We start from the raw sequence: 26,332 nt of genomic DNA, 5'->3' as shown, positions 1-26,332 counted from the left end.
AGGCGCACTTTTTCTCAGGCGGGCAGGCCCCGCAACGGTACATGCCACTATGTCGATCCTGCAGGCGATCAGAATCTTTCTTTTTTACCTGCTGCTGGGCAGCAGTTCGCTGCTGTGGTGCACGCTGAGTTTCTTCATCGCGCCGTTCCTGCCGTTCCGCCAGCGCTACCGCTTCATCAACGTCTACTGGTGCCGCTTCGCCGTGTTGCTGGCGCAGGTGGTGCTAGGCATCCGCTACAAGATCACCGGCGCCGAGCATGTGCCCGACACGCCCTGCGTGATCCTGTCCAACCATCAGAGCACATGGGAAACCTTTTTCCTCTCGGCGTACTTCTCGCCGTTGAGCCAGGTGCTCAAACGTGAGCTGCTGTACGTGCCATTCTTCGGCTGGGCCATGGCCATGCTGCGCCCTATCGCCATCGACCGCGACAACCCCAAGGAAGCTCTGCGCCAGGTAGCCAAGAAGGGCGACGAACTGCTCAAGCAGCGCATCTGGGTGCTGATCTTCCCGGAAGGCACGCGCGTACCCTTTGGCCAGGTCGGCAAGTTCTCGCGTGGCGGTACGGCCCTGGCCGTCAACGCAGGCTTGCCAGTGCTACCCATCGCGCACAATGCAGGCAAGTTCTGGCCCAAGACCGGTTGGAACAAGCGGGCAGGGGTGATAGAGGTAGTGATTGGTGAGCCGATGTACGCCGATGGAACCGGGCCACGTGCCATTGCTGAGCTCAACGAGCGTGCTCAGGCGTGGAACGAGGCGACTCAACGGGCACTGGGCTCACTGCCGGCCGTGGCCAGTGCCAGTGCGGAGCAGGTTGCTTGACGGTTCTGTGGATAAGATGTGAGCAACTATTTTGAAAAGCTCTCCATTTTTCATCTAAGTCTCTGAAATAGTTAGATATTTCAGAAAAACTAGATTTTTGGAAAATCGTGCATAAGTTTTTTTGCGCTTTTAAAAAACCGGCTTTTATGCCGGTTTTTTCTTGCTCGTTATTCGCCGTTTATCCCCAGACGATAGATCGCAAGCGGTTACCGGCCACTTCTGCCTCATGTGCCAGTCATTAGGTAGGACAGGGGAGGCGCATATACTTATTTGCAGGCAAAAAAATGCCCCGGACGGCCGGGGCATAGTGTGTCGCTGCAACCTGAATCAGAAGTCCAAGTTGGACACCGACAACGCGTTGCTCTCGATGAAGTCGCGCCGTGGCTCGACCGCATCGCCCATCAGGGTGTTGAACAGCTGGTCGGCACCGATCGCGTCTTCGATCGTCACCTTGAGCATGCGACGCACCGTTGGGTCCATGGTGGTTTCCCACAGCTGGTCCGGGTTCATCTCGCCCAGGCCTTTGTAGCGCTGGATGGTATGGCGCTTTGTCGACTCGTTCATCAGCCAGTCGAGGGCTTCCTTGAACTCCGAGACTGCCTTGCGGCGCTCGCCACGCTTCACATAGGCGCCTTCGCCGAGCAACGTGCTCAGCTTGTTGCCGATGTTGACCACCGAGCGGTAGTCGTTGCTGCCGAAGAAGTCGCGGTTGAACGTCACATAGCTGGAAGCACCGTGCGAGACGATCTCCACCTCAGGTAGCCAGACGTTGCGCTCCTTGTCTTCACGCAGGCTGGCTTTGTAAACCAGGCCAGAGCGCTGGCTGTTGACCAGACGCTCCTGGTAATTCGCCAGCCACGTCTGCATGTGCGCGTGGTCACCCAGATGCTCCTGGGTGATCTCGGTCATGTAGATGAAGTGCTCGGTGAGCGCTTCGGGGTACAGACGCGACAGACGCTTGAGGGTCTTCATGACCGCACGGAAGTCATTCACCAGGCTTTCGAGCTGTACGCCGGACACTGGCGGTGCCGACTCGTCCAAGTGCAAGCTGGCATCTTCGAGGGCCGACTGAGTCATGTATTCCTCCATGGCCTCGTCGTCCTTGATGTACTGCTCGTGCTTGCCTTTCTTGACCTTGTACAGCGGCGGCTGGGCGATGTAGATGTAGCCGCGCTCGACCAGCTCCGGCAACTGGCGGAAGAAGAAGGTCAGCAGCAGGGTCCGGATGTGCGAACCGTCGACATCGGCATCGGTCATGATGATGATGTTGTGGTAGCGCAGCTTGTCGATGTTGTACTCGTCGCGGCCAATGCCGCAGCCCAAGGCCGTGATCAACGTGCCGACTTCCTGGGACGAGATCATCTTGTCGAAGCGTGCCTTCTCGACGTTGAGGATCTTGCCTTTGAGCGGCAGGATGGCTTGCGTGCGACGGTTGCGGCCTTGCTTGGCCGAACCACCCGCGGAGTCACCCTCCACCAGGTACAGTTCGGAAAGGGCAGGGTCCTTCTCTTGGCAGTCGGCCAATTTGCCCGGCAGGCCGGCGATGTCCAACGCGCCTTTGCGACGGGTCATTTCGCGGGCTTTGCGGGCGGCTTCACGGGCGCGTGCGGCGTCGATCATCTTGCCGACTACGGCCTTGGCTTCGTTCGGATTTTCCAGCAGGAAGTCGGAGAAGTACTTGTTCATCTCCTGCTCGACTGCGGTCTTCACTTCCGAGGAAACCAGCTTGTCCTTGGTCTGCGAGCTGAACTTGGGGTCCGGCACCTTGACCGAGATGATTGCGGTCAAGCCTTCACGCGCATCGTCACCGGTGGTAGCGACCTTGTTCTTCTTCGCCAAGCCTTCCTGCTCGATGTAGTTGTTCAAGCTACGGGTCAGGGAAGAACGGAAGCCCACCAGGTGGGTGCCGCCGTCGCGCTGGGGAATGTTGTTGGTGAAGCACAATAGGTTCTCGTTGAAGCTGTCGTTCCACTGCAACGCCACTTCGACGCCAACGCCGTCGTCACGCTGTACCGAGAAGTGGAAGACCTGACTGTTCACCGGCGTCTTGTTGGTGTTCAGGTATTCCACGAAAGCGCGCAAGCCGCCTTCGTACTTGAAGAACTCTTCTTTACCCGAGCGCTCGTCCTTGAGCAGGATGCCCACACCCGAGTTGAGGAACGACAACTCGCGGATCCGCTTGGCCAGGATGTCCCAGCTGAAGTGGATGTTCTTGAAGGTCTCGGCCGAAGGCTTGAAGTGAATGTGGGTGCCGGTAGTTTCGCTTTCGCCCACCACCGCCATCGGTTCCTGGGGTACACCGTGGACGTAGGTCTGCTCCCAGATCTTGCCACTACGGCGCACGGTCAGAATCAGCTTCTCGGACAAGGCGTTCACTACCGAAACGCCCACACCGTGCAGGCCACCGGATACCTTGTACGAGTTGTCGTCGAACTTACCGCCGGCGTGCAGCACGGTCATGATGACCTCAGCCGCCGAGACGCCTTCCTCTTTATGCACATCGACCGGGATGCCACGGCCGTTGTCACGGACACTGATGGACTCGTCTGGGTGGATGATGACGGTGATGTCATCGCAATGGCCGGCCAGGGCTTCGTCGATCGAGTTGTCGACGACTTCGAACACCATGTGGTGCAAGCCGCTACCGTCGTCGGTATCGCCAATGTACATGCCGGGACGCTTGCGCACGGCATCCAGCCCTTTCAACACCTTGATGCTGGAAGAGTCGTACGTTTGATTTTCGCTCATGCCTTCACTCCCGATGGACGTGTGTCTGGGTGATGTGGCCTTGTTCCACGTGGAACAAAGCGACTGGCGTTTCCTTCTGCCAGCTCTCCCGCAGAAATTCGTGGTCTACGCAGGTGATGAACACCTGGCAGTTCAATTCTTCGAGCAACCGGCACAATGCGCGTCGGTGTTGCTCATCAAGCTCGGAGGGCAGGTCGTCGACCAAATAGATGCATTGCCCGCGGCGAGCTTGATTGACCAAATGCCCTTGCGCGATTCGCAGGGCACATACGACCAGCTTCTGCTGGCCTCTGGAAAGGATATCGGCGGCGTTGTGTGCGCCCAGCCTCAAGCGCAGATCGGCACGCTGTGGGCCCGCCTGGGTGTGTCCCATTTGCTGGTCGCGTTGAAGGGAGGTGGCCAGCACTTCGGCAAGCGACCGGTCTTTGTCCCATCCTCGGTAATAGCTGAGGGTCAGACCTTCGAGGTCAAGCAATTCGCTCAACGTCTTTTCGAAGACAGGCTTCAAAGCGGCGATATAGCTACGGCGGTACTCGTCGATTTCGTCGCTGGAAGCGCTCAATTCGCGGTCCCACACGGCTTGCGACGCAGTGTCGAGTGTACCATGCCGTAGCCATGAGTTCCGCTGCCTGAGGGCCTTCTGCAGGCGCTGCCACGTGGCCATGAAACGAGGTTCCACGTGGAACACTCCCCAGTCCAGAAACTGCCGCCGCACCTTGGGAGCGCCTTCGAGCAAACGAAAACTGTCAGGATTGATCAGTTGCAAAGGCAACAACTCGGCAAGTTGCGCAGCGCTCCGAGCGTTCTGCCCATCGATACGGATGGTGAAGTCACCTTGCCGCTCGCGAGAGACGCCCAAACTGCTGGTGGCACCGCTCTCGAGCGACACTTGGCCGAACACCGTGCAGGTCGGCTGCTCGTACTGGATCACTGGGGTGAGTCGCGTACTACGGAACGAGCGTGCCAGACCAAGTAGATGCACGGCCTCTAGCACGCTGGTTTTACCGCTGCCGTTATCGCCGTAGAGGATGTTGATGCGTGGGGACGGAGAGAGGGTCACCGGGTGCAGGTTGCGCACCGCGGTGACTGAAACGCGTAGAAGCGACATAGAGGCGTCTGGGCGGTTACAGACGCATCGGCATGACGACGTAGGACGAGTCGTCGTTGCCGGCTTCTTGCAGCAACGCACTGCTGTTTGAATCGGACAGGATCAGACGCACCTGCTCGGTGGTCATGACGCCCAAAACGTCCAGCAGGTAGCTGACGTTGAACCCGATCTCCAGCGAAGCGCCGCTGTAGTCCACGCTGATCTCTTCCTCGGCTTCCTCCTGCTCGGGGTTGTTGGCCTGGATCTTCAACTGCCCGTTGGCCAGTTGCAGACGGATACCGCGGTACTTTTCGTTGGACAGGATCGCGGTACGGCTGAATGCCTCGCGCAATGCCTGGCGATCACCGATCACCAGTTTGTCGCCGCCTTTGGGCAAGACACGCTCGTAGTCGGGGAACTTGCCGTCGACCAGCTTGGAGGTGAACGTGAATTCACCCGTAGTTGCGCGGATATGGTGCTGACCCAACACGATGCTGACCATGCCTTCCGGATCGGTAAGCAGACGCGCCAGTTCGAGGATGCCTTTACGCGGCACGATCACTTGATGCCGTTCGGCCTGGCCGATCGCCGCCTGCATGGCGCACAGAGCCAGACGGTGTCCGTCGGTGGCCACGGCACGCAGGGTGTCGGTGGAGACTTCGAGCAGCATGCCGTTGAGGTAGTAACGCACATCCTGCTGAGCCATGGCGAAGCTGGTGCGCTCGATTAGGCGGCGCAGTTTGCTCTGCTCCAGGTTGCAGGTCAGCGAGCCTGGGCCTTCCTCGACATTGGGGAAGTCGTTCGCCGGCAGCGTGGATAGCGTGAAGCGGCTGCGGCCCGCTTTGACCAGCAGCTTCTGCTCGTCGAGCTTGATGTCGATCAGCACGTCGCTGGGCAGGCTTTTGCAGATGTCCATCAGCTTGCGCGCCGGAACGGTGATCTCGCCAGGCTCGGCAGGTTCTTCCAGCTGTACGCGGCCGACCAGTTCGACTTCGAGGTCGGTACCGGTCAGCGACAGCTGTTGGCCTTGGACCACCAGCAGCACGTTGGACAGGACCGGCAAGGTCTGACGGCGCTCGACGACCCCTGCGACCAGTTGCAGAGGTTTCAACAAAGCTTCGCGTTGAATGGTGAAATGCATGGTCTAGTCCCTTGCCTTCAATAAGCGGTGCGCATACGCATCAGGTGGTCAGCGTACGCAGCAGGTTCTTGTAGTCCTCGCGGATGTCCGCGTCGGATTCCTTGAGTTCGTTGATCTTGCGACAGGCGTGCAGCACCGTGGTGTGGTCGCGGCCGCCGAACATGTCGCCGATCTCGGGAAGACTGTGGTTGGTCAGTTCCTTGGACAATGCCATGGCCACCTGGCGAGGACGGGCCACCGAGCGCGAGCGACGCTTGGACAACAGATCGGAGATCTTGATCTTGTAGTAGTCCGCCACGGTGCGCTGAATGTTATCCACACTGACCAGCTTGTCTTGCAGCGCCAGCAAGTCCTTGAGCGACTCGCGGATCAGCTCGATGGTGATGTCGCGGCCCATGAAGTGCGAATGGGCGATCACCCGTTTCAATGCACCTTCGAGCTCGCGCACGTTGGAGCGGATGCGCTGGGCGATGAAGAACGCCGCGTCGTGTGGCAGGTCGACCTTCGCCTGGTCGGCCTTCTTCATCAGAATGGCGACCCGGGTCTCCAACTCCGGCGGCTCGACCGCAACCGTCAGGCCCCAGCCGAAACGTGACTTCAGACGCTCTTCCAGGCCCTCGATCTCTTTCGGGTACCGGTCGCTGGTGAGGATCACCTGCTGACCGCCTTCGAGCAGGGCGTTGAAGGTGTGGAAGAACTCCTCCTGGGAACGCTCCTTGCGCGCGAAGAACTGGATGTCATCGATCAGCAAGGCGTCCACCGAACGGTAGAAACGCTTGAATTCGTTGATGGCGTTCAGCTGCAGCGCCTTGACCATGTCCGCCACGAAGCGCTCGGAATGCAGGTACACGACCTTTGCATTCGGGTTCTTCTTCAACAGGTGGTTACCCACGGCGTGCATGAGGTGCGTCTTGCCCAAACCCACGCCGCCATAAAGGAAGAGCGGGTTGTAGCCATGCTTGGGGTTGTCGGCGACCTGCCAGGCGGCGGCACGCGCCAGTTGGTTCGACTTGCCCTCGACGAACGTTTCGAAGGTGAAGGTGCGGTTCAAGTAGCTGGTGTGCTTGAGGGCGCCTTCGACCTGCACGGTGCGCTGCTCGGTACGCGGGCTGGGCACAGGCGCAGGTGCGCTGTCGCCCATGGCGTCGAAGCTTTCCCGGGACGATGCGTGGTCGACCTGGTTGCCCTGGCCAAATTCGAGGGCCGGCTTATTCACAGGCTCGCTGACCGGCACGTTGGCTGGCGTGGCGACCTGCTGCTGTTGGTTGGCCGCCGCCATGGCCGCGCTGACCGGCGCATTGGGTGCCGCGCGAGGTGCAGAACTGCGCTTGCTGCCTATTAATAAGGAAAGGGCGGGGGCCATACCATTGCCATGCTCACCGATCAGCTCGAGCAAGCGGCCAAGGTACTTTTCGTTCACCCAGTCGAGCACGAAGCGGTTGGGCGCGTAGACGCGCAGCTCGGTGCCTTCGGCTTCGACCTGTAGTGGACGTATCCAGGTATTGAATTGTTGAGCAGGCAGCTCATCGCGCAAGAGCTCGACGCACTGCTGCCAAAGTTCCACTGACACAGGTATCCCCTGAATGTGAGAGCCGCTAGGCCAAAACTAGCCGGCTATTGTACCGGTGCGGTGGAAACTTATCCACACGTGACCGCCAGTTCGACTAAGACGAATGCGCCATATTTCGACGGATATGCCATTTTATCCTGTGCATAAGCCTTGTGGATAACAGCCACTGAGCGCTATGCACAACTCCGGGGTCCAGCCTGTGCATAAATCCCATGTGGGTAAATAGGCAAGATATCCACAAGTTGAACGCAGGCGCAGCACATCCGCAGCACGGATTACAGACAGACTTGTCATCCTCTGTACAGCTTGAATTATCTGGCTTCGTGAAGGTTATCCACAGATGAGGGGCTGCCTAAACGTTATAGATTCTTTAAAAAAGCTTTTTATATGTCTCTCTTTATTTTCAATGTTGTCCGTTTCGTGGTCCGACGAAAAATCGGTCTCGCTCCGCCAGTCGGCTCGCCGACCACAGGTCACAAGTAAAGGTTGGTTGGAAATTGACCTATGGCCTTGCTTTCTCTAGAATCGCCGGTCTCTTAAAAAGGGGTCATTCCGACCCGTTGTTTACAAACCAGGTAACACGCCATGAAACGTACTTTCCAACCCAGCACCATCAAACGCGCTCGCACCCACGGCTTCCGTGCTCGCATGGCCACCAAGAACGGCCGCGCCGTCCTGTCGCGTCGTCGTGCCAAAGGCCGTAAGCGTCTGGCTGTTTGATTCTCCGGCACAGGTGGTGAGTCAGGACTTCAGTCGGGATAAGCGGCTGCTTATACCTCGGCACTTCAAAGCGGTCTTCGACTCCCCAACCGGCAAGGTTCCAGGGAAAAACCTGCTGATCCTTGCGCGTGAAAACGGTCTCGACCTGCCACGGCTAGGCCTGGTGATCGGGAAAAAGAGCGTCAAGCTCTCCGTTCAGCGCAATCGCCTCAAACGTTTGATGCGTGATTCCTTTCGCCGGAACCAGCAGAGCCTTGCTGGTCTCGACATCGTGATCGTCGCGCGCAAGGGGTTGGGCGAGATAGAAAACCCAGAATTGCACCAACATTTTGGCAAGCTCTGGAAACGGCTCGTACGCAGTCGTCCCTCTCCAGCGGTCACTGCCGACACCGCAGGGGTAGACAGTCACGATGCGTAAACTGGCACTCGTCCCGATCCAGTTTTACCGCTACGCCATTAGTCCACTGATGGCCAGTCACTGTCGTTTCTACCCCAGTTGCTCCTGTTACGCCTATGAAGCCATCGAAACCCATGGCCTCTTGCGTGGTGGGTGGCTAACCGTTCGTCGCCTGGGGCGATGTAATCCGTGGAACGACGGTGGTTATGATCCCGTTCCGCCAGCGCCTTCCTCCCGAACTTCTTCGATAGCCGAGTAATCATGGATATTAAACGCACGATCCTGATCGTCGCCCTGGCAATCGTGTCCTACGTTCTGGTCCTGAAATGGAACGAGAACTACGGGCAGGCCGCCTTGCCGACTCAGCATGCTGCTGCCAATAACGCCGCCCCGGCTTTGCCGGACACCACGGCGACCGGTAACAGCGGTGCCAACGCCGATGTGCCGAGCACCACTGCTGAATCCAGCCCGACCGAACTGGCCCCTGTGGCGGTCAGCAAGGACCTGATCCGGATCAAGACGGATGTCCTGAACCTGGCTATCGACCCGGTCGGTGGCGATGTCGTCCAGCTGACCCTACCCACCTACCCACGTCGCCAAGACCATCCGGAGATTCCTTTCCAGCTGTTCGACAACGGTGGCGAGCGCGTCTACCTCGCGCAAAGCGGCCTGACCGGCGTCAACGGCCCGGATGCCCGCAGCAGCGGTCGCCCGCTGTACGCCGCGGAGCAGAAGAGCTACCAATTGGCCGATGGCCAGCAGCAATTGGTGGTCGACCTCAAGTTCAGCGACAACGGCGTCAACTACATCAAGCGCTTCACCTTCAAGCGCGGTGAGTACGACCTGAACGTCAGCTACCTGATCGACAACCAGAGCGCTCAGGCCTGGAATGGCAACCTGTTCGCCCAGCTCAAGCGTGACGCCAGCTCCGATCCTTCCTCGAGCACCGCGACCGGCACCGCCACCTACCTGGGTGCGGCGCTGTGGACCAAGGAAGAGCCCTACAAGAAAGTGTCGATGAAAGACATGGACAAGGGCAGCCTGCAGGAAACCGTATCCGGTGGCTGGGTCGCCTGGCTGCAGCACTACTTCGTGACCGCGTGGATTCCCGCCAAGTCCGAAAACAATGTGGTGCAGACGCGCAAGGACAGCCAAGGCAACTACATCATCGGTTACACCGGCCCGGCCATCAGCGTACCGGCCGGCGGCAAAGCCGAAACCAGCGCCGTGCTGTACGCCGGTCCCAAGAGCCAGGCCAAACTCAAGGAGTTGTCCCCAGGCCTGGAGCTGACCGTCGACTACGGCTTCCTGTGGTTCATCGCCCAGCCGATCTTCTGGCTGCTGCAACATATCCACAGCATCCTAGGTAACTGGGGCTGGTCGATCATCGTGCTGACCATGCTGATCAAAGGCCTGTTCTTCCCGCTGTCCGCCGCCAGCTACCGTTCCATGGCCCGCATGCGCGCCGTGGCGCCGAAACTGGCCGCGCTCAAGGAACGCTTCGGTGACGATCGTCAGAAGATGTCCCAGGCGATGATGGAGCTGTACAAGAAAGAGAAGATCAACCCGCTGGGCGGCTGCCTGCCGATCCTGGTGCAGATGCCGGTCTTCCTGTCCTTGTACTGGGTTCTGCTGGAAAGCGTCGAGATGCGCCAGGCGCCGTGGATCCTGTGGATCACCGACCTGTCGATCAAGGATCCGTTCTTCATCCTGCCGATCATCATGGGCGCCACCATGTTCATCCAGCAGCGCCTGAACCCGACGCCGCCCGATCCGATGCAGGCCAAGGTGATGAAAATGATGCCGATCGTCTTCACCTTCTTCTTCCTGTGGTTCCCGGCCGGTCTGGTGCTGTACTGGGTTGTGAACAACTGCCTGTCGATTTCGCAGCAGTGGTACATCACCCGTCGCATCGAGGCGGCCAACAAGAAAGCGGTCGTCTGACAGGCTGCGGTCTAACCTGTGAATAAAAACGCCCCCATCGTGGGGCGTTTTGCTATCTGAGATTCAGCCAATGGAGGCGTTCGAGCATGCACACCGCGCGTGAAACCATCACCGCCATCGCGACCGCTCAAGGTCGCGGTGGTGTCGGCATCGTCAGGCTGTCGGGGCCGCTGGCCAAGAAAGCCGGCGAGGTCATCACCGGCCGGGCGCTCAAGCCCCGCCATGCCCACTACGGACCGTTCCGCGCAGAGGATGGCCTGGTGCTGGACGAAGGCATCGCGCTGTTCTTCCCGGGGCCCAATTCCTTTACTGGCGAAGACGTACTGGAGCTGCAAGGCCACGGCGGGCCCGTGGTACTGGACATGCTGCTGCAGCGCTGCGTGGCGTTGGGCTGCCGCCTGGCGCGGCCCGGCGAATTCAGCGAGCGGGCCTTTCTCAACGACAAGCTCGATCTGGCCCAGGCCGAAGCCATCGCCGACCTCATCGAAGCCAGCTCGGCACAGGCGGCGCGCAATGCCTTGCGTTCGTTACAAGGCGAGTTTTCCAAACGCGTGCATTCCCTGACAGAGGCGCTGATCGCGCTGCGCATCTACGTCGAGGCCGCCATCGACTTCCCGGAAGAGGAAATCGACTTCCTCGCCGATGGCCATGTGCTGTCGATGCTCGAAGCGGTGCGCCGCGAGTTGTCCACAGTGCAGCGCGAAGCCGGGCAGGGCGCGTTGCTGCGCGACGGCATGACGGTGGTGATCGCCGGCCGACCCAACGCCGGCAAGTCGAGCCTGCTCAACCAGTTGGCAGGACGCGAGGCGGCCATCGTCACCGACATCGCCGGCACCACGCGGGACATTCTGCGCGAACATATCCACATCGATGGCATGCCGCTCCATGTGGTCGACACGGCAGGCTTGCGCGACACCAGCGATCAGGTCGAGCGCATTGGGGTGGAACGCGCGCTCAAGGCCATCGGCGAGGCCGATCGGGTTTTGCTGGTGGTGGACTCCACGGCGCCGGAAGCGTCCGATCCGTTCGCGCTATGGCCAGAGTTTCTGGTGCAGCGGCCCGCCCCCGGTACGGTCACGCTGATTCGCAACAAAGCCGACCTGAGCGGCGAAGCGGTCGGCTTGCAGCAAGGCGCAGACGGCCACGTCACCATCACCCTGAGCGCCAAGCAAGGCGACCAGGGCCTGGAGCTGCTGCGCGAACACCTCAAAGCCTGCATGGGCTACGAGCAGACCGCAGAGAGCGGTTTCAGCGCCCGCCGTCGCCATCTGGAGGCTTTGCGCCTGGCCAGCGACCACCTCCAGCACGGGCACGCCCAACTGACCCTGGCGGGCGCTGGCGAGCTGCTGGCCGAAGACCTGCGACAGGCTCAACAAGCCTTGGGCGAGATCACCGGTGCGTTCAGCTCGGACGATCTGCTCGGTCGCATCTTCTCGAGTTTCTGCATCGGTAAATGACCCTCGGCGCCGTTCGCCCCCTTCGTCCGTAAGGGGGCAGCGCCGATCCGTGCTGCTTATGCACAGGCACGCCGCATTTCTTCCTCTCGCTGCACCTTCCCATACCCCATCGCTACCCATTACGCCCAGGCTAAGCCCTGTGGAAAACTATGCCTGAGCTCAGTTGATAAGCAAGCTCCTTGTCTGAGGAAAAAACACGTTGTGTGTAAATAGGCTAGTTATGCACAGGCTACACAGGCTTATGCAGATGGCTCATAGGCAGTGAGCCACAGGGTTTTGAAACGCTGTATGCCACGTTTTAAAAGGCTTGTGTGGATCTATCCACAGATGAAGGTGTGCATAAGAGTAGTAACAGCAGTAAAGCTTTTTAAATATCTACCTTGTTTATTTCTATAACTGCCACTCATCCACAGCCTGATCAAATTTTGCTCAGACGGTTTCTTTGGGAGGGGGGAATTCCCTATACTTGCCGGCTTACCTTCTTTATTCGCAAAAACAGGCACGAGGTGCGTGGTGGATTTCCCTTCCCGTTTTGAAGTGATCGTCATCGGCGGCGGCCATGCCGGTACCGAGGCTGCGCTTGCCTCAGCACGCATGGGCGTGAAAACCCTGTTGCTGACCCACAACGTGGAAACCCTCGGTCACATGAGCTGCAACCCCGCCATCGGCGGCATCGGCAAGAGCCATCTGGTCAAGGAGATCGATGCGCTCGGCGGCGCCATGGCGTTGGCCACCGACATGAGCGGCATCCAGTTCCGCGTACTGAACAACCGCAAAGGCCCTGCGGTGCGGGCTACCCGTGCCCAGGCGGACCGCGCCATCTACAAGGCGGTGGTGCGCGAGATTCTGGAAAACCAGCCCAACCTGTGGATATTCCAGCAGGCCTGCGACGACCTGATCGTCGAACAGGACGAGGTCAAAGGCGTGGTCACGCAGATGGGTCTGCGCTTCCATGCCGACGCCGTGGTCCTGACCACCGGCACCTTCCTCGGCGGACTTATCCACATCGGCATGCAGAACTACTCCGGTGGCCGTGCCGGCGATCCGCCCGCCATGGCCCTGGCCAAGCGCATGCGTGAACTGCCGCTGCGCGTCGGTCGCCTGAAGACTGGCACGCCGCCGCGCATCGATGGCCGTTCGGTGGACTTCTCGGTAATGACCGAGCAACCCGGCGACACGCCGATCCCGGTCATGTCGTTCATGGGCGATGCGCAACTGCACCCGCGCCAGGTCAGCTGCTGGATCACCCACACCAATGCGCGCACCCACGAAATCATCGCCGCCAACCTCGACCGCTCGCCGATGTACTCGGGCATGATCGAAGGCATCGGCCCGCGCTACTGCCCGTCGATCGAAGACAAGATCCACCGCTTCGCCGACAAGGACAGCCACCAGGTGTTCATCGAGCCCGAAGGCCTGAACACCCATGAGCTGTACCCCAACGGCATCTCCACCTCGCTGCCCTTCGACGTGCAGCTGCAAGTGGTGCGCTCGATCCGCGGCATGGAGAACGCGCACATCGTGCGTCCGGGTTACGCCATCGAATACGACTACTTCGACCCACGTGACCTCAAGTACAGCCTGGAAACCAAAGTCATCGCCGGCCTGTTCTTCGCCGGGCAGATCAACGGCACCACCGGTTACGAAGAGGCCGGCGCGCAAGGCTTGCTGGCCGGCACCAACGCCGCGCTGCGGGCGCAGGGCAAGGACAGCTGGTGCCCGCGCCGGGACGAGGCGTACATCGGTGTGCTGGTGGACGATCTGATCACCCTCGGCACTCAGGAGCCGTACCGCATGTTCACCTCGCGGGCCGAATACCGCCTGATCCTGCGCGAGGACAACGCCGACCTGCGTCTGACCGAGAAAGGCCGCGAGCTGGGCCTGATCGACGACGCGCGTTGGGCCGCGTTCTGCGCCAAGCGCGAAGGCATCGAGCGCGAAGAGCAGCGCCTCAAGAGCACCTGGGTGCGTCCCAATACCCCGCAGGGCGATGCCGTGTCGGAAAAGTTCGGCACCCCCTTGAGCCATGAGTACAGCTTGCTCAACCTGCTGACCCGCCCGGAAGTCGACTACGCCGGGCTGATCGAAGTGACCGGCGGCGAAGCCGTACCGGCGCAGGTGGCCGAGCAGGTCGAGATCAAGACCAAGTACGCCGGCTACATCGACCGCCAACAGGACGAGATCGCCCGCCTGCGCGCCAGCGAAGACACCCGTCTGCCTGTGGATATCGACTACACCGGGATTTCCGGTCTGTCCAAGGAGATCCAGGGCAAGCTCGGCCAGACCCGCCCCGAAACCCTCGGGCAGGCCTCGCGTATTCCGGGCGTCACGCCGGCGGCGATTTCCCTCTTGCTGATCCATTTGAAGAAACGCGGCGCCGGTCGCGAACTGGAGTTGAACGTTTGAGCGCGCAGGTTTCCCCGCAACACGCCGCAGAGTTGTCCACAGGCGCCGAGCAGCTGGGCGTAGCTCTGACCGAACGTCAGCACGAGCTGCTGCTGGCCTACCTGGGCCTGCTGATCAAATGGAACAAGGCCTACAACCTGACCGCTGTGCGCGACCCGGACGAAATGGTCTCGCGCCACCTGCTCGACAGCCTCAGCGTCATGCCGTTTATCCACAGCGACAGCCAGCGTTGGCTGGACGTGGGTAGCGGCGGCGGCATGCCGGGCATTCCCCTGGCCATCCTGCATCCGCACAAGCAGGTGACGGTGCTGGACAGCAACGGTAAGAAAACCCGCTTCCTGACCCAGGTGAAAATGGAGCTGAAGCTGGACAACCTGCAAGTTGTCCACAGCCGTGTGGAAGCCTTCCAACCTGCCGAGCCGTTCAGTGGCATCGTCTCCCGTGCGTTCAGCAGTATGGAGAACTTCACCAACTGGACACGCCACCTCGGTGACCTCTCCACGCAATGGCTTGCAATGAAGGGGCTGCATCCTGCCGATGAACTGGTAGCATTGCCGCCTGACTTCACAGTGGAAAGCGAACAGGCCTTGACCGTCCCCGGTTGCCAGGGCCAGCGCCATTTACTGACACTGCGCCGCAAGGCATGACAGGGAACACGCGCAATAATGGCTAAGGTATTCGCGATCGCGAACCAGAAAGGTGGCGTGGGCAAGACCACCACCTGTATCAATCTCGCTGCCTCGTTGGCGGCGACCAAGCGTCGTGTGCTGCTGATCGACCTCGATCCGCAGGGCAATGCCACCATGGGCAGCGGCGTCGACAAGCATGAGCTCGAACACTCGGTGTACGACCTGCTGATCGGGGAGTGCGACCTGAGCCAGGCCATTCACTATTCCGAGCATGGCGAATTCCAGTTGTTGCCGGCCAACCGCGACCTCACCGCGGCCGAAGTGGTGCTGCTGGAAATGCAGATGAAGGAAAGCCGCTTGCGCAATGCGCTGGCGCCGATTCGCGACAACTACGACTTCATCCTCATCGACTGCCCACCGTCGCTGTCGATGCTGACGCTCAACGCGTTGGTGGCCTCCGACGGCGTGATCATCCCCATGCAGTGCGAGTACTACGCGCTCGAAGGGCTGAGCGACCTGGTCGACAACATCAAGCGCATCGCCGCCAAGCTCAACCCGGAGCTGCGCATCGAAGGCCTGCTGCGGACCATGTACGATCCGCGCCTGAGCCTGAACAACGAAGTCTCGGCGCAGCTCAAGGAACACTTCGGCGAGCAGCTCTACGACACCATCATTCCGCGCAACATCCGCCTTGCCGAGGCGCCGAGCTACGGCATGCCGGCCCTGGCCTACGACAAGTCGTCGCGCGGCGCCCAGGCCTACCTGGCCCTGGCCGGCGAGCTGGTGCGTCGCCAACGTCAATCACGCACTGCGAAGGCACTCTGAGGATCGCGCATGGCCGTTAAGAAACGAGGTCTGGGACGTGGGCTGGACGCGCTGCTCAGCGGTCCGTCCGTCAGCGCGCTCGAAGAGCAGGCTGTCCAGATCGACCGCAAGGAATTGCAGCAACTGCCGGTGGAGCTGATCCAGCGCGGCAAGTACCAGCCGCGTCGCGACATGGATCAGCAGGCGCTCGAGGAACTGGCCCAGTCGATCCGTACCCACGGGGTGATGCAGCCGATCGTGGTGCGCCCCATCGGCGAATCGCGCTTCGAGATCATCGCCGGCGAACGGCGCTGGCGCGCGACCCAGCTGGCGGGGCTGGACAGCGTGCCGGCCATGGTCCGCGAGGTGGCCGACGAAGTGGCCATCGCCATGGCGCTGATCGAAAACATCCAGCGCGAAGACCTCAACCCCTTGGAAGAGGCCATGGCGCTGCAGCGTTTGCAGCAGGAATTCGAGCTGACCCAGCAACAGGTGGCCGACGCCGTAGGCAAGTCGCGGGTGACCGTGGCCAACCTGCTGCGGCTGATTTCGCTGCCTGAGGCGATCAAGACCATGCTGGCCCATGGCGACCTGGAAATGGGCCATGCCCGTGCGCTGCTCGGTCTGGACGAACAACGGCAGGTGGAAGGGGCGCGTCATGTTGTCGCACGTGGGCTGACCGTGCGCCAAACCGAGGCACTGGTACGCCAGTGGCTCAACGGGCCGACTGAGCCGGTCGAAGCGAGTCCGTCTGATCCGGACATTACCCGCCTCGAACAGCGTTTGGCAGAGCGTTTGGGGTCTGCGGTGCAGATTCGCCATGGCAACAAGGGCAAGGGCCAGCTGGTGATTCGCTACAACTCCCTGGACGAGTTGCAAGGCGTACTTGCCCACATTCGCTGAAACAATTGCGGTTGTAGCGTGTAGGCGGAAATCACTACCAAGAGTTGAATAGGGGTTAATCCACCCCTATACTCTGCGCGCATTTTGTCGGCACAAATTATGCCAAGTCGTTGCTGGCTTGACGGTCGACTTTCGAGGAGCAGTTGTGATGGAAATCCGCACGCCAAACCGCCTGCCTTTCCATCGCTGGGCGGTTTTTCCGGTACTGCTGGCTCAATGCATCGTTTTCCTGCTGGCGACTCTGGTGTTGTGGCTGTGGCAAGGCGCGGTCGGTGGCTATTCAGGTCTCTGCGGAGGGCTGATTGCCTGGCTACCGAATCTGTACTTCGCCTGGAAGGCATTCCGCTTCAGCGGTGCCAGGGCAGCACAGGCCATCGTCAAGTCGTTCTATGCGGGCGAGGCAGGCAAGATGATTTTGACGGCAGTGCTGTTCGCACTGACCTTCGCAGGCGTGAAACCCCTGGAGCCGCTGGCTGTATTCGGCGTCTTCGTACTGACCCTTCTGGTCAGTTGGTTCGCACCCCTGCTCATGAATAAAAGACTTTCGAGACCTTAGGGCGTTTGAGGCAACCATGGCAGCAGAAACCGCTTCGGGCTATATCCAGCACCACTTGCAGAACCTGACCTACGGTCAACTACCAGACGGCACCTGGGGCTTCGCCCATTCGGCTGCGGAAGCCAAAGCGATGGGCTTCTGGGCGTTCCACGTGGACACGCTCGGCTGGTCGGTCGCCCTGGGTCTGATCTTCCTGTTCATCTTCCGTCTGGCAGCCAAGAAGGCCACTTCCGGCCAGCCTGGCGGCCTGCAGAACTTCGTCGAAGTGATGGTGGACTTCGTCCACGGCAGCGTGAAGGACTCCTTCCACGGCCGCAGCCTGGTGATCGCACCGCTGGCGCTGACCATCTTCGTCTGGGTGTTCCTGATGAACGCCGTCGACCTGATTCCGGTCGACTGGATCCCGCAACTGGCGATCCTGATCTCGGGTGATCCGCACATTCCGTTCCGCGCCGTTTCCACCACCGACCCGAACGCGACCCTGGCCATGGCCTTCTGCGTGTTCGCGCTGATCATCTTCTACAGCATCAAGGTCAAGGGCCTGGGCGGCTTCATCGGTGAGCTGACCCTGCACCCGTTCGGCAGCAAGAACATCTTCCTGCAGATCCTGCTGATCCCGGTCAACTTCCTGCTCGAGTTCGTCACCCTGATCGCCAAGCCGATCTCGTTGGCACTGCGACTGTTCGGCAACATGTACGCCGGCGAGCTGGTGTTCATCCTGATCGCGGTCATGTTCGGTTCCGGCCTGCTCTGGCTGAGCGGCCTGGGTGTGGTGCTGCAGTGGGCGTGGGCGGTGTTCCACATCCTGATCATCACCCTGCAAGCTTTCATCTTCATGATGCTGACCATCGTCTACCTGTCGATGGCCCACGAAGATAATCATTAAGACCGCCTGGCGTGTCTGATAGTCTTCCCCCCGCTGTTTGGGGGGAGGGCTTAAAACGTCCGCAAGGGCAGTTGTACCAAACGATCCCGTTTATCGCTTCAAACTGAAAAACCTAACCAATACGACGTAAAAGTCGGGAGGAAAGATGGAAACTGTAGTTGGTCTTACCGCTATCGCTGTTGCTCTGCTGATCGGTCTGGGTGCTCTGGGTACCGCCATTGGTTTCGGCCTGCTGGGCGGCAAATTCCTGGAAGGCGCTGCGCGTCAGCCAGAAATGGTTCCGATGCTGCAGGTCAAGATGTTCATCGTTGCGGGCCTGCTCGACGCCGTAACCATGATCGGCGTTGGTATCGCCCTGTTCTTCACCTTCGCAAACCCCTTCGTTGGTCAGATCGCCGGCTGATCACTCGTTTCCAACGAGTGAATGGCTGTGATGAACGAAGACCGAGCGAGGTGTTGGCGTGAATATTAATGCAACCCTGATTGGCCAATCCGTTGCTTTCCTGATTTTTGTCGTCTTCTGCATGAAGTACGTATGGCCTCCGGTCATCACTGCTCTGCACGAGCGTCAGAAGAAGATTGCCGACGGCCTGGACGCTGCCAACCGCGCTGCTCGTGACCTGGAGCTGGCCCAAGAAAAAGCGGGTCAGCAACTGCGCGATGCAAAAGCACAGGCGGCTGAAATCATTGAGCAGAGCAAGAAGCGTGCTGCTCAGCTGGTAGACGAGGCCCGTGAACAGGCCCGTGTCGAAGCTGACCGCGTGAAGGCTCAGGCTCAGGCCGAGATCGAACAGGAACTGAACAGCGTCAAAGACGCCCTGCGTGCCCAAGTGGGTGCCCTGGCCGTTGGCGGTGCTGAAAAGATCCTTGGCGCCACAATCGATCAAAACGCGCATGCGGAGCTGGTTAACAAACTGGCCGCTGAAATTTAAGCGAGGGCGATCATGGCAGAACTGACCACGTTGGCCCGACCTTACGCTAAGGCTGCCTTTGAGCATGCCCAGGCCCAGCAGCAACTGGCCAATTGGTCAGCCATGCTCGGCCTGGCTGCTGCGGTATCGGAAGACGATACGATGCAGCGCCTGCTCAAGGCCCCGCGACTGACGAGCGCAGAAAAGGCCGCCACGTTCATTGACGTGTGCGGTGACAAGTTCGATGCACAAGCACGTAATTTCATCCACGTCGTTGCGGAAAACGACCGCCTCCTGCTTCTGCCGGAGATCGCGTCGCTGTTCGACCTGTACAAGGCCGAACAAGAGAAATCCGTCGATGTGGAAGTCACCAGTGCTTTCGCATTGAACCAAGAACAGCAAGACAAACTCGCCAAGGTTCTCAGTGCACGGCTAGGCCAGGAAGTTCGCCTGCACGCGTCGGAGGATGCCAGCCTGATCGGCGGCGTCGTCATCCGCGCAGGCGACCTGGTAATCGATGGCTCTGTTCGCGGCAAGATCGCGAAACTGGCCGAAGCATTGAAATCTTGAGTTTGAAGGGGCAGCAGAGCAATGCAGCAACTCAATCCTTCCGAAATTAGTGAAATCATCAAGGGCCGCATCGAGAAACTCGATGTCAGCTCCCAAGCCCGTAACGAAGGCACCGTAGTCAGCGTTTCCGACGGTATCGTCCGGATCCACGGCTTGGCCGACGTCATGTACGGCGAAATGATCGAGTTCCCAGGCGGCGTCTACGGTATGGCGCTGAACCTGGAACAAGACTCCGTTGGTGCCGTCATCCTGGGTGCATACACCACCCTGGCCGAAGGCATGAGCGCCAAGTGCACCGGTCGCATCCTCGAAGTGCCGGTCGGCAAAGGCCTGCTGGGCCGCGTCGTCGACGCCCTGGGCAACCCGGTTGACGGTAAGGGCCCACTGGCCACCACCGAAACCGACGCCGTCGAGAAAGTCGCACCGGGCGTGATCTGGCGTAAGTCGGTAGACCAGCCTGTACAGACTGGCTACAAGGCTGTCGATGCCATGATCCCGGTCGGCCGTGGCCAGCGCGAGCTGATCATCGGTGACCGTCAGATCGGTAAGACCGCTCTGGCGATCGACGCGATCATCAACCAGAAAGACAGCGGCATCTTCTGCGTCTACGTGGCCGTCGGCCAGAAGCAGTCGACCATCGCCAACGTCGTGCGCAAGCTGGAAGAAAACGGTGCCCTGGCCAACACCATCATCGTTGCCGCCAGCGCCTCGGAATCGGCCGCACTGCAGTTCCTGGCACCTTATGCCGGCTGCACCATGGGCGAATACTTCCGTGACCGCGGCGAAGACGCACTGATCGTCTACGACGACCTGTCCAAGCAGGCCGTGGCCTACCGTCAGATCTCCCTGCTGCTGCGCCGTCCGCCAGGACGCGAAGCGTACCCAGGCGACGTGTTCTATCTCCACTCCCGTCTGCTGGAGCGTGCATCGCGCGTTTCCGAAGAGTACGTCGAGAAGTTCACCAACGGTGCCGTAGTCGGCAAAACCGGCTCGCTGACCGCACTGCCGATCATCGAAACCCAGGCGGGCGACGTTTCCGCGTTCGTTCCGACCAACGTGATTTCCATCACCGACGGTCAGATCTTCCTGGAGTCGGCCATGTTCAACTCGGGCATCCGTCCTGCAGTGAACGCCGGTGTTTCGGTATCGCGTGTAGGTGGTGCCGCTCAGACCAAGATCATCAAGAAGCTGTCCGGTGGTATCCGTACCGCACTGGCTCAGTACCGTGAACTGGCGGCCTTCGCCCAGTTCGCGTCCGATCTGGACGAAGCGACCCGCAAGCAGCTCGAGCATGGTCAGCGCGTTACCGAGCTGATGAAGCAGAAGCAATACGCTCCAATGTCCATCGCGGACATGGCGCTGTCGCTGTACGCCGCTGAGCGTGGCTTCCTGACCGACGTCGAAATCGCCAAGATCGGCAGCTTCGAACAAGCACTGATCGGCTTCTTCAACCGCGATCACGCCGATTTGATGGCCAAGATCAACGTCAAGGGCGACTTCAACGACGAAATCGACGCAGGCCTCAAAGCCGGCATCGAGAAGTTCAAGGCCACCCAGACCTGGTAAGCCGCAGCGGGGGCTTCGTGCCCCCGCTTGCTAACCTGATAGGTGATACATGGCAGGCGCAAAAGAGATTCGCAGTAAGATTGCGAGCATCAAAAGCACGCAAAAAATTACCAGCGCCATGGAAAAAGTGGCGGTCAGCAAAATGCGCAAGGCTCAACTGCGCATGGCTGCTAGCCGTCCTTATGCGGAGCGTATCCGCCAGGTGATCGGTCATCTGGCCAACGCCAACCCGGAATACCGCCACCCGTTCATGATCGACCGCCCTGTGAAGCGCGCCGGTTATATCGTGGTGAGCAGTGACCGTGGTCTGTGCGGCGGCTTGAATACCAACCTGTTCAAGGCCTTGGTCAAGGACATGAACGACAACCGCGAACAGGGCGTCGAAGTCGACCTGTGCGTGATCGGCAGCAAGGGTGCGGCTTTCTTCCGCAGCTTTGGCGGCAACGTCGTAGCAGCCATCAGCCACTTGGGCGAGGCGCCATCGATCAACGATCTGATCGGCTCCGTCAAAGTGATGCTCGATGCCTACCTCGATGGCCGTATCGATCGTCTCAGCGTGGTGTCGAACAAGTTCATCAATACCATGACGCAAAAACCTACGGTCGAGCAGTTGGTACCGTTGGTTGCAACCCCGGATCAAGAACTCAAGCACCACTGGGACTACCTCTACGAACCCGATGCCAAAGAGCTGCTGGACGGCCTGATGGTGCGTTACGTGGAATCGCAGGTCTATCAGGCGGTGGTCGAGAACAACGCCGCTGAACAAGCGGCCCGGATGATCGCCATGAAGAACGCCACAGACAACGCCGGTGACCTGATCAGCGAACTCCAGCTGATCTACAACAAGGCGCGTCAGGCTGCGATCACCCAGGAGATCTCGGAAATCGTCGGCGGCGCTGCCGCGGTTTAACGGTTCACATATTCAGAGGATCCAGCTATGAGTAGCGGACGTATCGTTCAAATCATCGGCGCCGTCATCGACGTGGAATTCCCACGTGACGTCGTGCCGAGTGTTTACAACGCGCTGAAAGTACAAGGCGCGGAAACCACCCTCGAAGTTCAGCAGCAGCTGGGCGACGGCGTGGTTCGTACCATCGCGATGGGCTCCACCGAAGGCTTGAAGCGCGGCCTGGACGTCACCGATACCGGTGCCGCCATCTCCGTGCCAGTCGGCAAGGCCACCCTGGGCCGCATCATGGACGTCCTGGGCAACCCGATCGACGAAGCTGGCCCGATCGGCGAAGAAGAGCGTTGGGGCATTCACCGCGCCGCGCCTTCGTTCGCTGAGCAAGCGGGCGGCAACGACCTGCTGGAAACCGGCATCAAGGTCATCGACTTGGTCTGCCCGTTCGCCAAGGGCGGTAAAGTCGGTCTGTTCGGTGGTGCCGGTGTCGGCAAGACCGTCAACATGATGGAACTGATCCGTAACATCGCCATCGAGCACAGCGGTTATTCCGTGTTCGCCGGTGTGGGTGAGCGTACTCGTGAGGGTAACGACTTCTACCACGAGATGAAGGACTCGAACGTTCTGGACAAGGTTGCGCTGGTCTACGGCCAGATGAACGAGCCGCCAGGAAACCGTCTGCGCGTGGCACTGACCGGCCTGACCATGGCCGAGAAGTTCCGTGACGAAGGTAACGACGTTCTGCTGTTCGTCGACAACATCTACCGTTACACCCTGGCCGGTACCGAAGTGTCCGCACTGCTCGGCCGTATGCCGTCGGCAGTAGGCTACCAGCCGACCTTGGCCGAAGAGATGGGCGTTCTGCAAGAGCGCATCACCTCCACCAAGCAAGGTTCGATCACCTCGATCCAAGCGGTATACGTACCAGCGGACGACTTGACCGACCCATCGCCGGCGACCACCTTCGCCCACTTGGACGCCACCGTCGTACTGTCCCGTGACATCGCCTCCCTGGGTATCTACCCAGCGGTCGATCCACTGGACTCGACTTCGCGCCAGTTGGACCCGAACGTGATCGGCAACGAGCACTACGACACCGCCCGTGGCGTCCAGTATGTCCTGCAGCGCTACAAAGAGCTGAAAGACATCATCGCCATCCTGGGTATGGACGAACTGTCCGAAGCCGACAAGCAACTGGTATCGCGCGCTCGTAAGATCCAGCGCTTCCTGTCGCAGCCGTTCTTCGTGGCCGAAGTCTTCACCGGTGCATCGGGCAAATACGTTTCCCTGAAAGACACCATCGCTGGCTTCAGCGGCATCCTCAAAGGTGACTACGACCACCTGCCAGAACAAGCGTTCTACATGGTCGGCGGCATCGAAGAAGCGGTTGAGAAAGCCAAGAAACTGTAATCCCGGCGCCCCGCAAGGGGCGCTAATCAGGTTGAGGCAAGCAGATGGCTATGACAGTCCATTGCGATATCGTCAGCGCGGAAGGAGAGATTTTCTCCGGCCTGGTCGAGATGGTAGTTGCGCACGGTAACTTGGGCGATCTTGGTATCGCTCCGGGCCACGCGCCGCTGATCACCAATCTCAAGCCTGGTCCGATCACGCTGACCAAGCAGGGCGGCGACCGCGAGGTGTTCTACATCTCCGGTGGTTTCCTCGAAGTGCAGCCGAACATGGTCAAGGTGCTTGCCGATACCGTGCAACGTGCTGCAGACCTGGACGAAGCTTCTGCTCAGAACGCCGTCAAGGCAGCCGAGCAGGCCCTGAACGAAAAAGGTGCCGACTTCGACTACAGCGCCGCGTCCGCGCGCTTGGCCGAGGCTGCAGCGCAGCTGCGCACCGTCCAGCAGATCCGCAAGAAGTTCGGCGGCTAACACCGTCAGGCTTCAGGCAGATTGAGAAAAAGGGTAGCCATCGGCTACCCTTTTTCTTTTTCCGCGGTCCCATTTCCCATCGGTCAGCGCCTGACCGCCCAGCATTGGTAGTTTCCATGTCCCTCGATATCGTCATTCTCGCCGCAGGCCAAGGCACGCGCATGCGCTCGGCGCTGCCCAAGGTACTGCACCCGGTCGCCGGCAATTCCATGCTCGGCCACGTTATCCACAGCGCGCGCCAGCTGCAGCCCCAAGGCATCCATGTGGTGATCGGCCACGGCGCCGAGCAGGTGCGCGAGCGATTGGCGGCCGACGACCTGAATTTCGTCATGCAGGACAAGCAACTGGGCACCGGCCATGCCGTCGCCCAAGCGCTGCCGGCCATCACCGCCGACACCGTGCTGGTGCTCTACGGCGACGTGCCCTTGATCGAAGTCGACACCCTGCAGCGCCTGCTGGCCAAGGTCACCGAGCGACAGCTCGGTTTGCTGACCGTCACCCTGGACGACCCCACCGGCTACGGCCGTATCGTGCGTAACGATGCAGGCCACGTGACCGCCATCGTCGAGCACAAGGACGCCAGCGAAGCGCAGAAAGCCATTCGCGAGGGCAACACCGGCATCCTGGCGCTGCCGGCCGCGCGGTTGGCCGACTGGATGGATCGCCTGTCGAACGACAACGCTCAAGGCGAGTACTACCTCACCGACGTGATCGCCATGGCCGTCGGCGACGGCCTGACGATCGCCACCGAACAGCCGTACCACGCCATGGAAGTGCAGGGCGCCAACGACCGTCGGCAACTGGCCGAGCTCGAACGCCACTACCAGCTCCGCGAAGCCGGCCGCCTCATGGCCCAGGGCGTTACCCTGCGCGATCCTGCGCGCTTCGACGTGCGCGGTCAGGTCACTGTCGGCCGCGATGTGCTGATCGACATCAACGTGATCCTCGAAGGTACCGTGGTCATCGAAGACGACGTGCAGATCGGCCCCAACTGCGTGATCAAGGACAGCACCCTGCGCAAAGGCGCGGTGGTCAAAGCCAACAGCCACCTCGACGGTGCGGTACTGGGCGAGGGCAGCGACGCCGGCCCGTTCGCGCGCTTGCGCCCGGGCAGCGTGCTGGACGCCAAGGCCCATGTGGGTAACTTCGTGGAGCTGAAGAACGCGCACCTGGGCGAGGGCGCCAAGGCCGGACACCTGAGCTACCTGGGCGACGCCGAGATCGGTGCGCGCAGCAACATCGGCGCCGGCACCATCACCTGCAACTACGACGGCGCGAACAAATTCCGCACTGTGCTGGGCGAAGACGTGTTCATCGGCTCCAACAGCGCTCTGGTGGCGCCTGTGGATATCGGCTCGGGCGCCACGACGGCGGCGGGTTCGACCATCACGCAGAACGTCGAAGCCGCGCAGTTGGCGGTAGGGCGCGCGCGGCAGCGCAATATCGACGGGTGGAAGCGGCCGGAGAAGATCAAGAAGCCCTGATCGGGCACTCGCCAGCAACGGAGCCGGCTGTGGATAAGTCGGCTTCGTCGTTAATGGGGTTAGGTGTATCTGAGGCGAGGCAGATATCCACAAGCAAACTGTCCTTGACGAAGCGACCCATCTGAGTTTTGATTGCGAACATTATCTTTCGAATCGAAACTTAATCTTCCAATGTCGAAACGTAACACGCCCCAACGCCGCCATAACATCCTTGCCCTGCTGGCCGAGCAGGGCGAGGTCAGTGTCGACGCCTTGGCCAAGCGCTTCGCAACCTCCGAAGTCACCATCCGCAAGGACCTTGCGGCCCTGGAGGCCAACGGTTTGCTGCTGCGTCGCTATGGCGGGGCGGTAACGGTGCCCCAGGAGCTGCTGGCCGAGCCCGTGCAGCCCGTCTCGGCTTACAAGCAGGCCATCGCCCGTGCCGCGGTGGGGCTCATTCGCGAGCACGCGCGCATCATCATCGACAGCGGCAGCACCACCGCCGCCATGATCGGCCAGCTCGGCCGCCAGCCGGGCCTGGTGGTGATGACCAACTCCCTGCACGTGGCCCGCGCCATCGGCGAGCTGGAGCACGAGCCGGTGCTGCTGATGACCGGCGGCACCTGGGACCCGCATTCCGAATCCTTCCAGGGCCAGGTCGCCGAACAGGTGCTGCGTTCCTACGACTTCGACCAGTTGTTCATCGGCGCCGACGGCATCGATCTGGAACGCGGCACCACCACCTTCAACGAGCTGCTGGGCCTGAGCCGAGTGATGGCGGAAGTGGCCCGTGAAGTGATCGTGATGGTGGAGTCCGACAAGGTCGGGCGAAAGATCCCCAACCTCGAGTTGCCGTGGGACCGGGTGAATACCCTGATTACCGACGACCGCCTGCCCGCCGAGGCACGCGAACAGATCAAAGCCCGTGGCGTGACCCTGATCTGCGCCACGATCAGCCAGGAGCAATAAC

At 60.5% G+C, this 26,332-nt stretch carries 25 protein-coding genes; 21 read left to right on the top strand and 4 right to left on the bottom strand.

What is annotated here, in order from left to right; all coding sequences use genetic code 11:
• Nucleotides 1–49 precede the first annotated feature (49 nt).
• On the top strand, nucleotides 50–820 hold the full coding sequence (locus ACSMEV_RS03880; RefSeq protein ID WP_459207326.1) for a lysophospholipid acyltransferase family protein: 771 nt from the start codon (nucleotides 50–52) through the stop codon (nucleotides 818–820).
• Between the two features lie 327 nt (nucleotides 821–1,147).
• On the opposite strand, the gene gyrB is transcribed toward ACSMEV_RS03880, so the two are convergent.
• Genes gyrB through dnaA form a run of 4 tightly spaced genes read right to left on the bottom strand, consistent with a single transcriptional unit; the run spans nucleotide 1,148 to nucleotide 7,366 of the window.
• On the bottom strand, nucleotides 1,148–3,568 hold the full coding sequence (gene gyrB / locus ACSMEV_RS03875) for a DNA topoisomerase (ATP-hydrolyzing) subunit B (protein WP_459207325.1): 2,421 nt from the start codon (nucleotides 3,566–3,568) through the stop codon (nucleotides 1,148–1,150).
• A gap of 4 nt (nucleotides 3,569–3,572) precedes the next feature.
• A complete protein-coding gene (gene recF, locus ACSMEV_RS03870; RefSeq protein ID WP_296267104.1) occupies nucleotides 3,573–4,676 on the bottom strand; it encodes a DNA replication/repair protein RecF in 1,104 nt (367 codons plus the stop codon).
• Between the two features lie 16 nt (nucleotides 4,677–4,692).
• Nucleotides 4,693–5,796 carry a DNA polymerase III subunit beta gene (gene dnaN, locus ACSMEV_RS03865; RefSeq protein WP_459207324.1) on the bottom strand — a complete coding sequence of 368 codons (1,104 nt, stop codon included), beginning with the start codon at nucleotides 5,794–5,796 and terminating at the stop codon, nucleotides 4,693–4,695.
• 40 nt (nucleotides 5,797–5,836) lie between these two features.
• Complete coding sequence (gene dnaA, locus ACSMEV_RS03860) at nucleotides 5,837–7,366, bottom strand: chromosomal replication initiator protein DnaA (protein ID WP_459207323.1); 1,530 nt, start codon at nucleotides 7,364–7,366, stop codon at nucleotides 5,837–5,839.
• Between the two features lie 585 nt (nucleotides 7,367–7,951).
• Between dnaA and rpmH the strand changes: the two genes are divergently transcribed.
• The 20 genes from rpmH to ACSMEV_RS03760 all read left to right on the top strand — a co-directional run bounded on the left by rpmH (nucleotide 7,952) and on the right by ACSMEV_RS03760 (nucleotide 26,331).
• Nucleotides 7,952–8,086 carry a 50S ribosomal protein L34 gene (gene rpmH, locus ACSMEV_RS03855; RefSeq protein WP_002551315.1) on the top strand — a complete coding sequence of 45 codons (135 nt, stop codon included), beginning with the start codon at nucleotides 7,952–7,954 and terminating at the stop codon, nucleotides 8,084–8,086.
• A gap of 13 nt (nucleotides 8,087–8,099) precedes the next feature.
• Nucleotides 8,100–8,504: a ribonuclease P protein component gene (rnpA, locus tag ACSMEV_RS03850; RefSeq protein WP_296267331.1), complete on the top strand. Its 405-nt coding sequence runs from the start codon at nucleotides 8,100–8,102 to the stop codon at nucleotides 8,502–8,504.
• Nucleotides 8,497–8,742, top strand: coding sequence for a membrane protein insertion efficiency factor YidD (yidD, locus tag ACSMEV_RS03845; RefSeq protein WP_081673786.1), 246 nt, complete (start codon nucleotides 8,497–8,499; stop codon nucleotides 8,740–8,742). Before rnpA ends, yidD begins: the two co-directional genes overlap by 8 nt.
• A 2-nt stretch (nucleotides 8,743–8,744) precedes the next feature.
• Nucleotides 8,745–10,427: a membrane protein insertase YidC gene (yidC, locus tag ACSMEV_RS03840; protein ID WP_459207322.1), complete on the top strand. Its 1,683-nt coding sequence runs from the start codon at nucleotides 8,745–8,747 to the stop codon at nucleotides 10,425–10,427.
• 86 nt (nucleotides 10,428–10,513) lie between these two features.
• Nucleotides 10,514–11,884, top strand: a complete 1,371-nt coding sequence (gene mnmE, locus ACSMEV_RS03835; protein ID WP_459207321.1) for a tRNA uridine-5-carboxymethylaminomethyl(34) synthesis GTPase MnmE — start codon at nucleotides 10,514–10,516, stop codon at nucleotides 11,882–11,884.
• Between the two features lie 513 nt (nucleotides 11,885–12,397).
• Complete coding sequence (mnmG, locus tag ACSMEV_RS03830; RefSeq protein ID WP_459207320.1) at nucleotides 12,398–14,290, top strand: tRNA uridine-5-carboxymethylaminomethyl(34) synthesis enzyme MnmG; 1,893 nt, start codon at nucleotides 12,398–12,400, stop codon at nucleotides 14,288–14,290.
• Nucleotides 14,287–14,937, top strand: coding sequence for a 16S rRNA (guanine(527)-N(7))-methyltransferase RsmG (rsmG, locus tag ACSMEV_RS03825; RefSeq protein WP_459207319.1), 651 nt, complete (start codon nucleotides 14,287–14,289; stop codon nucleotides 14,935–14,937). The genes mnmG and rsmG overlap by 4 nt, the downstream gene beginning before the upstream one ends.
• A gap of 18 nt (nucleotides 14,938–14,955) precedes the next feature.
• Entirely contained in the window at nucleotides 14,956–15,744 is a 789-nt protein-coding gene (locus ACSMEV_RS03820; RefSeq protein WP_459207318.1) for a ParA family protein, read from the top strand.
• A 9-nt stretch (nucleotides 15,745–15,753) separates the two neighbouring features.
• Nucleotides 15,754–16,626: a ParB/RepB/Spo0J family partition protein gene (locus tag ACSMEV_RS03815; RefSeq protein ID WP_459207317.1), complete on the top strand. Its 873-nt coding sequence runs from the start codon at nucleotides 15,754–15,756 to the stop codon at nucleotides 16,624–16,626.
• A gap of 148 nt (nucleotides 16,627–16,774) precedes the next feature.
• The gene (locus tag ACSMEV_RS03810; protein WP_313731909.1) at nucleotides 16,775–17,182 is read left to right on the top strand and encodes a F0F1 ATP synthase subunit I; all 408 of its coding nucleotides are present in this window, start codon (nucleotides 16,775–16,777) and stop codon (nucleotides 17,180–17,182) included.
• A gap of 16 nt (nucleotides 17,183–17,198) precedes the next feature.
• Nucleotides 17,199–18,068 carry a F0F1 ATP synthase subunit A gene (atpB, locus tag ACSMEV_RS03805; RefSeq protein WP_459207316.1) on the top strand — a complete coding sequence of 290 codons (870 nt, stop codon included), beginning with the start codon at nucleotides 17,199–17,201 and terminating at the stop codon, nucleotides 18,066–18,068.
• Between the two features lie 145 nt (nucleotides 18,069–18,213).
• Nucleotides 18,214–18,471: a F0F1 ATP synthase subunit C gene (atpE, locus tag ACSMEV_RS03800; protein ID WP_003097235.1), complete on the top strand. Its 258-nt coding sequence runs from the start codon at nucleotides 18,214–18,216 to the stop codon at nucleotides 18,469–18,471.
• A 58-nt stretch (nucleotides 18,472–18,529) separates the two neighbouring features.
• Nucleotides 18,530–19,000 (top strand): F0F1 ATP synthase subunit B, encoded by a 471-nt coding sequence (locus ACSMEV_RS03795; RefSeq protein ID WP_459207315.1) that lies wholly within the window; start codon nucleotides 18,530–18,532, stop codon nucleotides 18,998–19,000.
• A 12-nt stretch (nucleotides 19,001–19,012) separates the two neighbouring features.
• Entirely contained in the window at nucleotides 19,013–19,549 is a 537-nt protein-coding gene (locus tag ACSMEV_RS03790) for a F0F1 ATP synthase subunit delta (protein WP_296267079.1), read from the top strand.
• Between the two features lie 21 nt (nucleotides 19,550–19,570).
• A complete protein-coding gene (atpA, locus tag ACSMEV_RS03785) occupies nucleotides 19,571–21,115 on the top strand; it encodes a F0F1 ATP synthase subunit alpha (RefSeq protein ID WP_313738947.1) in 1,545 nt (514 codons plus the stop codon).
• 49 nt (nucleotides 21,116–21,164) lie between these two features.
• Nucleotides 21,165–22,025 carry a F0F1 ATP synthase subunit gamma gene (gene atpG / locus ACSMEV_RS03780; protein WP_413045670.1) on the top strand — a complete coding sequence of 287 codons (861 nt, stop codon included), beginning with the start codon at nucleotides 21,165–21,167 and terminating at the stop codon, nucleotides 22,023–22,025.
• Nucleotides 22,026–22,052: 27 nt separating this feature from the next.
• A complete protein-coding gene (gene atpD, locus ACSMEV_RS03775; protein WP_296267076.1) occupies nucleotides 22,053–23,429 on the top strand; it encodes a F0F1 ATP synthase subunit beta in 1,377 nt (458 codons plus the stop codon).
• 44 nt (nucleotides 23,430–23,473) lie between these two features.
• Nucleotides 23,474–23,899, top strand: coding sequence for a F0F1 ATP synthase subunit epsilon (locus tag ACSMEV_RS03770; protein ID WP_296267075.1), 426 nt, complete (start codon nucleotides 23,474–23,476; stop codon nucleotides 23,897–23,899).
• A gap of 116 nt (nucleotides 23,900–24,015) precedes the next feature.
• Complete coding sequence (gene glmU, locus ACSMEV_RS03765; protein ID WP_459207314.1) at nucleotides 24,016–25,383, top strand: bifunctional UDP-N-acetylglucosamine diphosphorylase/glucosamine-1-phosphate N-acetyltransferase GlmU; 1,368 nt, start codon at nucleotides 24,016–24,018, stop codon at nucleotides 25,381–25,383.
• A gap of 171 nt (nucleotides 25,384–25,554) precedes the next feature.
• The gene (locus ACSMEV_RS03760) at nucleotides 25,555–26,331 is read left to right on the top strand and encodes a DeoR/GlpR family DNA-binding transcription regulator (protein ID WP_296267073.1); all 777 of its coding nucleotides are present in this window, start codon (nucleotides 25,555–25,557) and stop codon (nucleotides 26,329–26,331) included.
• Nucleotide 26,332: the final 1 nt, after the last annotated feature.

The organism is Pseudomonas sp. MLB6B (genome assembly GCF_054508135.1).
The sequence above is the reverse complement of the archived record's forward strand: the minus strand, read 5'-3'. Positions and strand labels throughout refer to the sequence as shown.

Excerpts from the sequence above, each read along its gene's own strand:
- rpmH (WP_002551315.1), top strand. The coding sequence starts at position 7,952 with ATGAAACGTACTTTCCAACCCAGCACCATCAAACGCGCTCGCACCCAC.
- dnaN (WP_459207324.1), bottom strand. The coding sequence starts at position 5,796 with ATGCATTTCACCATTCAACGCGAAGCTTTGTTGAAACCTCTGCAACTG.
- recF (WP_296267104.1), bottom strand. The coding sequence starts at position 4,676 with ATGTCGCTTCTACGCGTTTCAGTCACCGCGGTGCGCAACCTGCACCCG.
- ACSMEV_RS03880 (WP_459207326.1), top strand. The coding sequence starts at position 50 with ATGTCGATCCTGCAGGCGATCAGAATCTTTCTTTTTTACCTGCTGCTG.
- ACSMEV_RS03770 (WP_296267075.1), top strand. The coding sequence starts at position 23,474 with ATGGCTATGACAGTCCATTGCGATATCGTCAGCGCGGAAGGAGAGATT.
- ACSMEV_RS03790 (WP_296267079.1), top strand. The coding sequence starts at position 19,013 with ATGGCAGAACTGACCACGTTGGCCCGACCTTACGCTAAGGCTGCCTTT.
- glmU (WP_459207314.1), top strand. The coding sequence starts at position 24,016 with ATGTCCCTCGATATCGTCATTCTCGCCGCAGGCCAAGGCACGCGCATG.
- atpD (WP_296267076.1), top strand. The coding sequence starts at position 22,053 with ATGAGTAGCGGACGTATCGTTCAAATCATCGGCGCCGTCATCGACGTG.
- atpB (WP_459207316.1), top strand. The coding sequence starts at position 17,199 with ATGGCAGCAGAAACCGCTTCGGGCTATATCCAGCACCACTTGCAGAAC.
- ACSMEV_RS03810 (WP_313731909.1), top strand. The coding sequence starts at position 16,775 with ATGGAAATCCGCACGCCAAACCGCCTGCCTTTCCATCGCTGGGCGGTT.
- mnmE (WP_459207321.1), top strand. The coding sequence starts at position 10,514 with ATGCACACCGCGCGTGAAACCATCACCGCCATCGCGACCGCTCAAGGT.
- gyrB (WP_459207325.1), bottom strand. The coding sequence starts at position 3,568 with ATGAGCGAAAATCAAACGTACGACTCTTCCAGCATCAAGGTGTTGAAA.
- atpA (WP_313738947.1), top strand. The coding sequence starts at position 19,571 with ATGCAGCAACTCAATCCTTCCGAAATTAGTGAAATCATCAAGGGCCGC.
- atpE (WP_003097235.1), top strand. The coding sequence starts at position 18,214 with ATGGAAACTGTAGTTGGTCTTACCGCTATCGCTGTTGCTCTGCTGATC.
- yidC (WP_459207322.1), top strand. The coding sequence starts at position 8,745 with ATGGATATTAAACGCACGATCCTGATCGTCGCCCTGGCAATCGTGTCC.
- yidD (WP_081673786.1), top strand. The coding sequence starts at position 8,497 with ATGCGTAAACTGGCACTCGTCCCGATCCAGTTTTACCGCTACGCCATT.
- ACSMEV_RS03760 (WP_296267073.1), top strand. The coding sequence starts at position 25,555 with ATGTCGAAACGTAACACGCCCCAACGCCGCCATAACATCCTTGCCCTG.
- ACSMEV_RS03820 (WP_459207318.1), top strand. The coding sequence starts at position 14,956 with ATGGCTAAGGTATTCGCGATCGCGAACCAGAAAGGTGGCGTGGGCAAG.
- ACSMEV_RS03815 (WP_459207317.1), top strand. The coding sequence starts at position 15,754 with ATGGCCGTTAAGAAACGAGGTCTGGGACGTGGGCTGGACGCGCTGCTC.
- atpG (WP_413045670.1), top strand. The coding sequence starts at position 21,165 with ATGGCAGGCGCAAAAGAGATTCGCAGTAAGATTGCGAGCATCAAAAGC.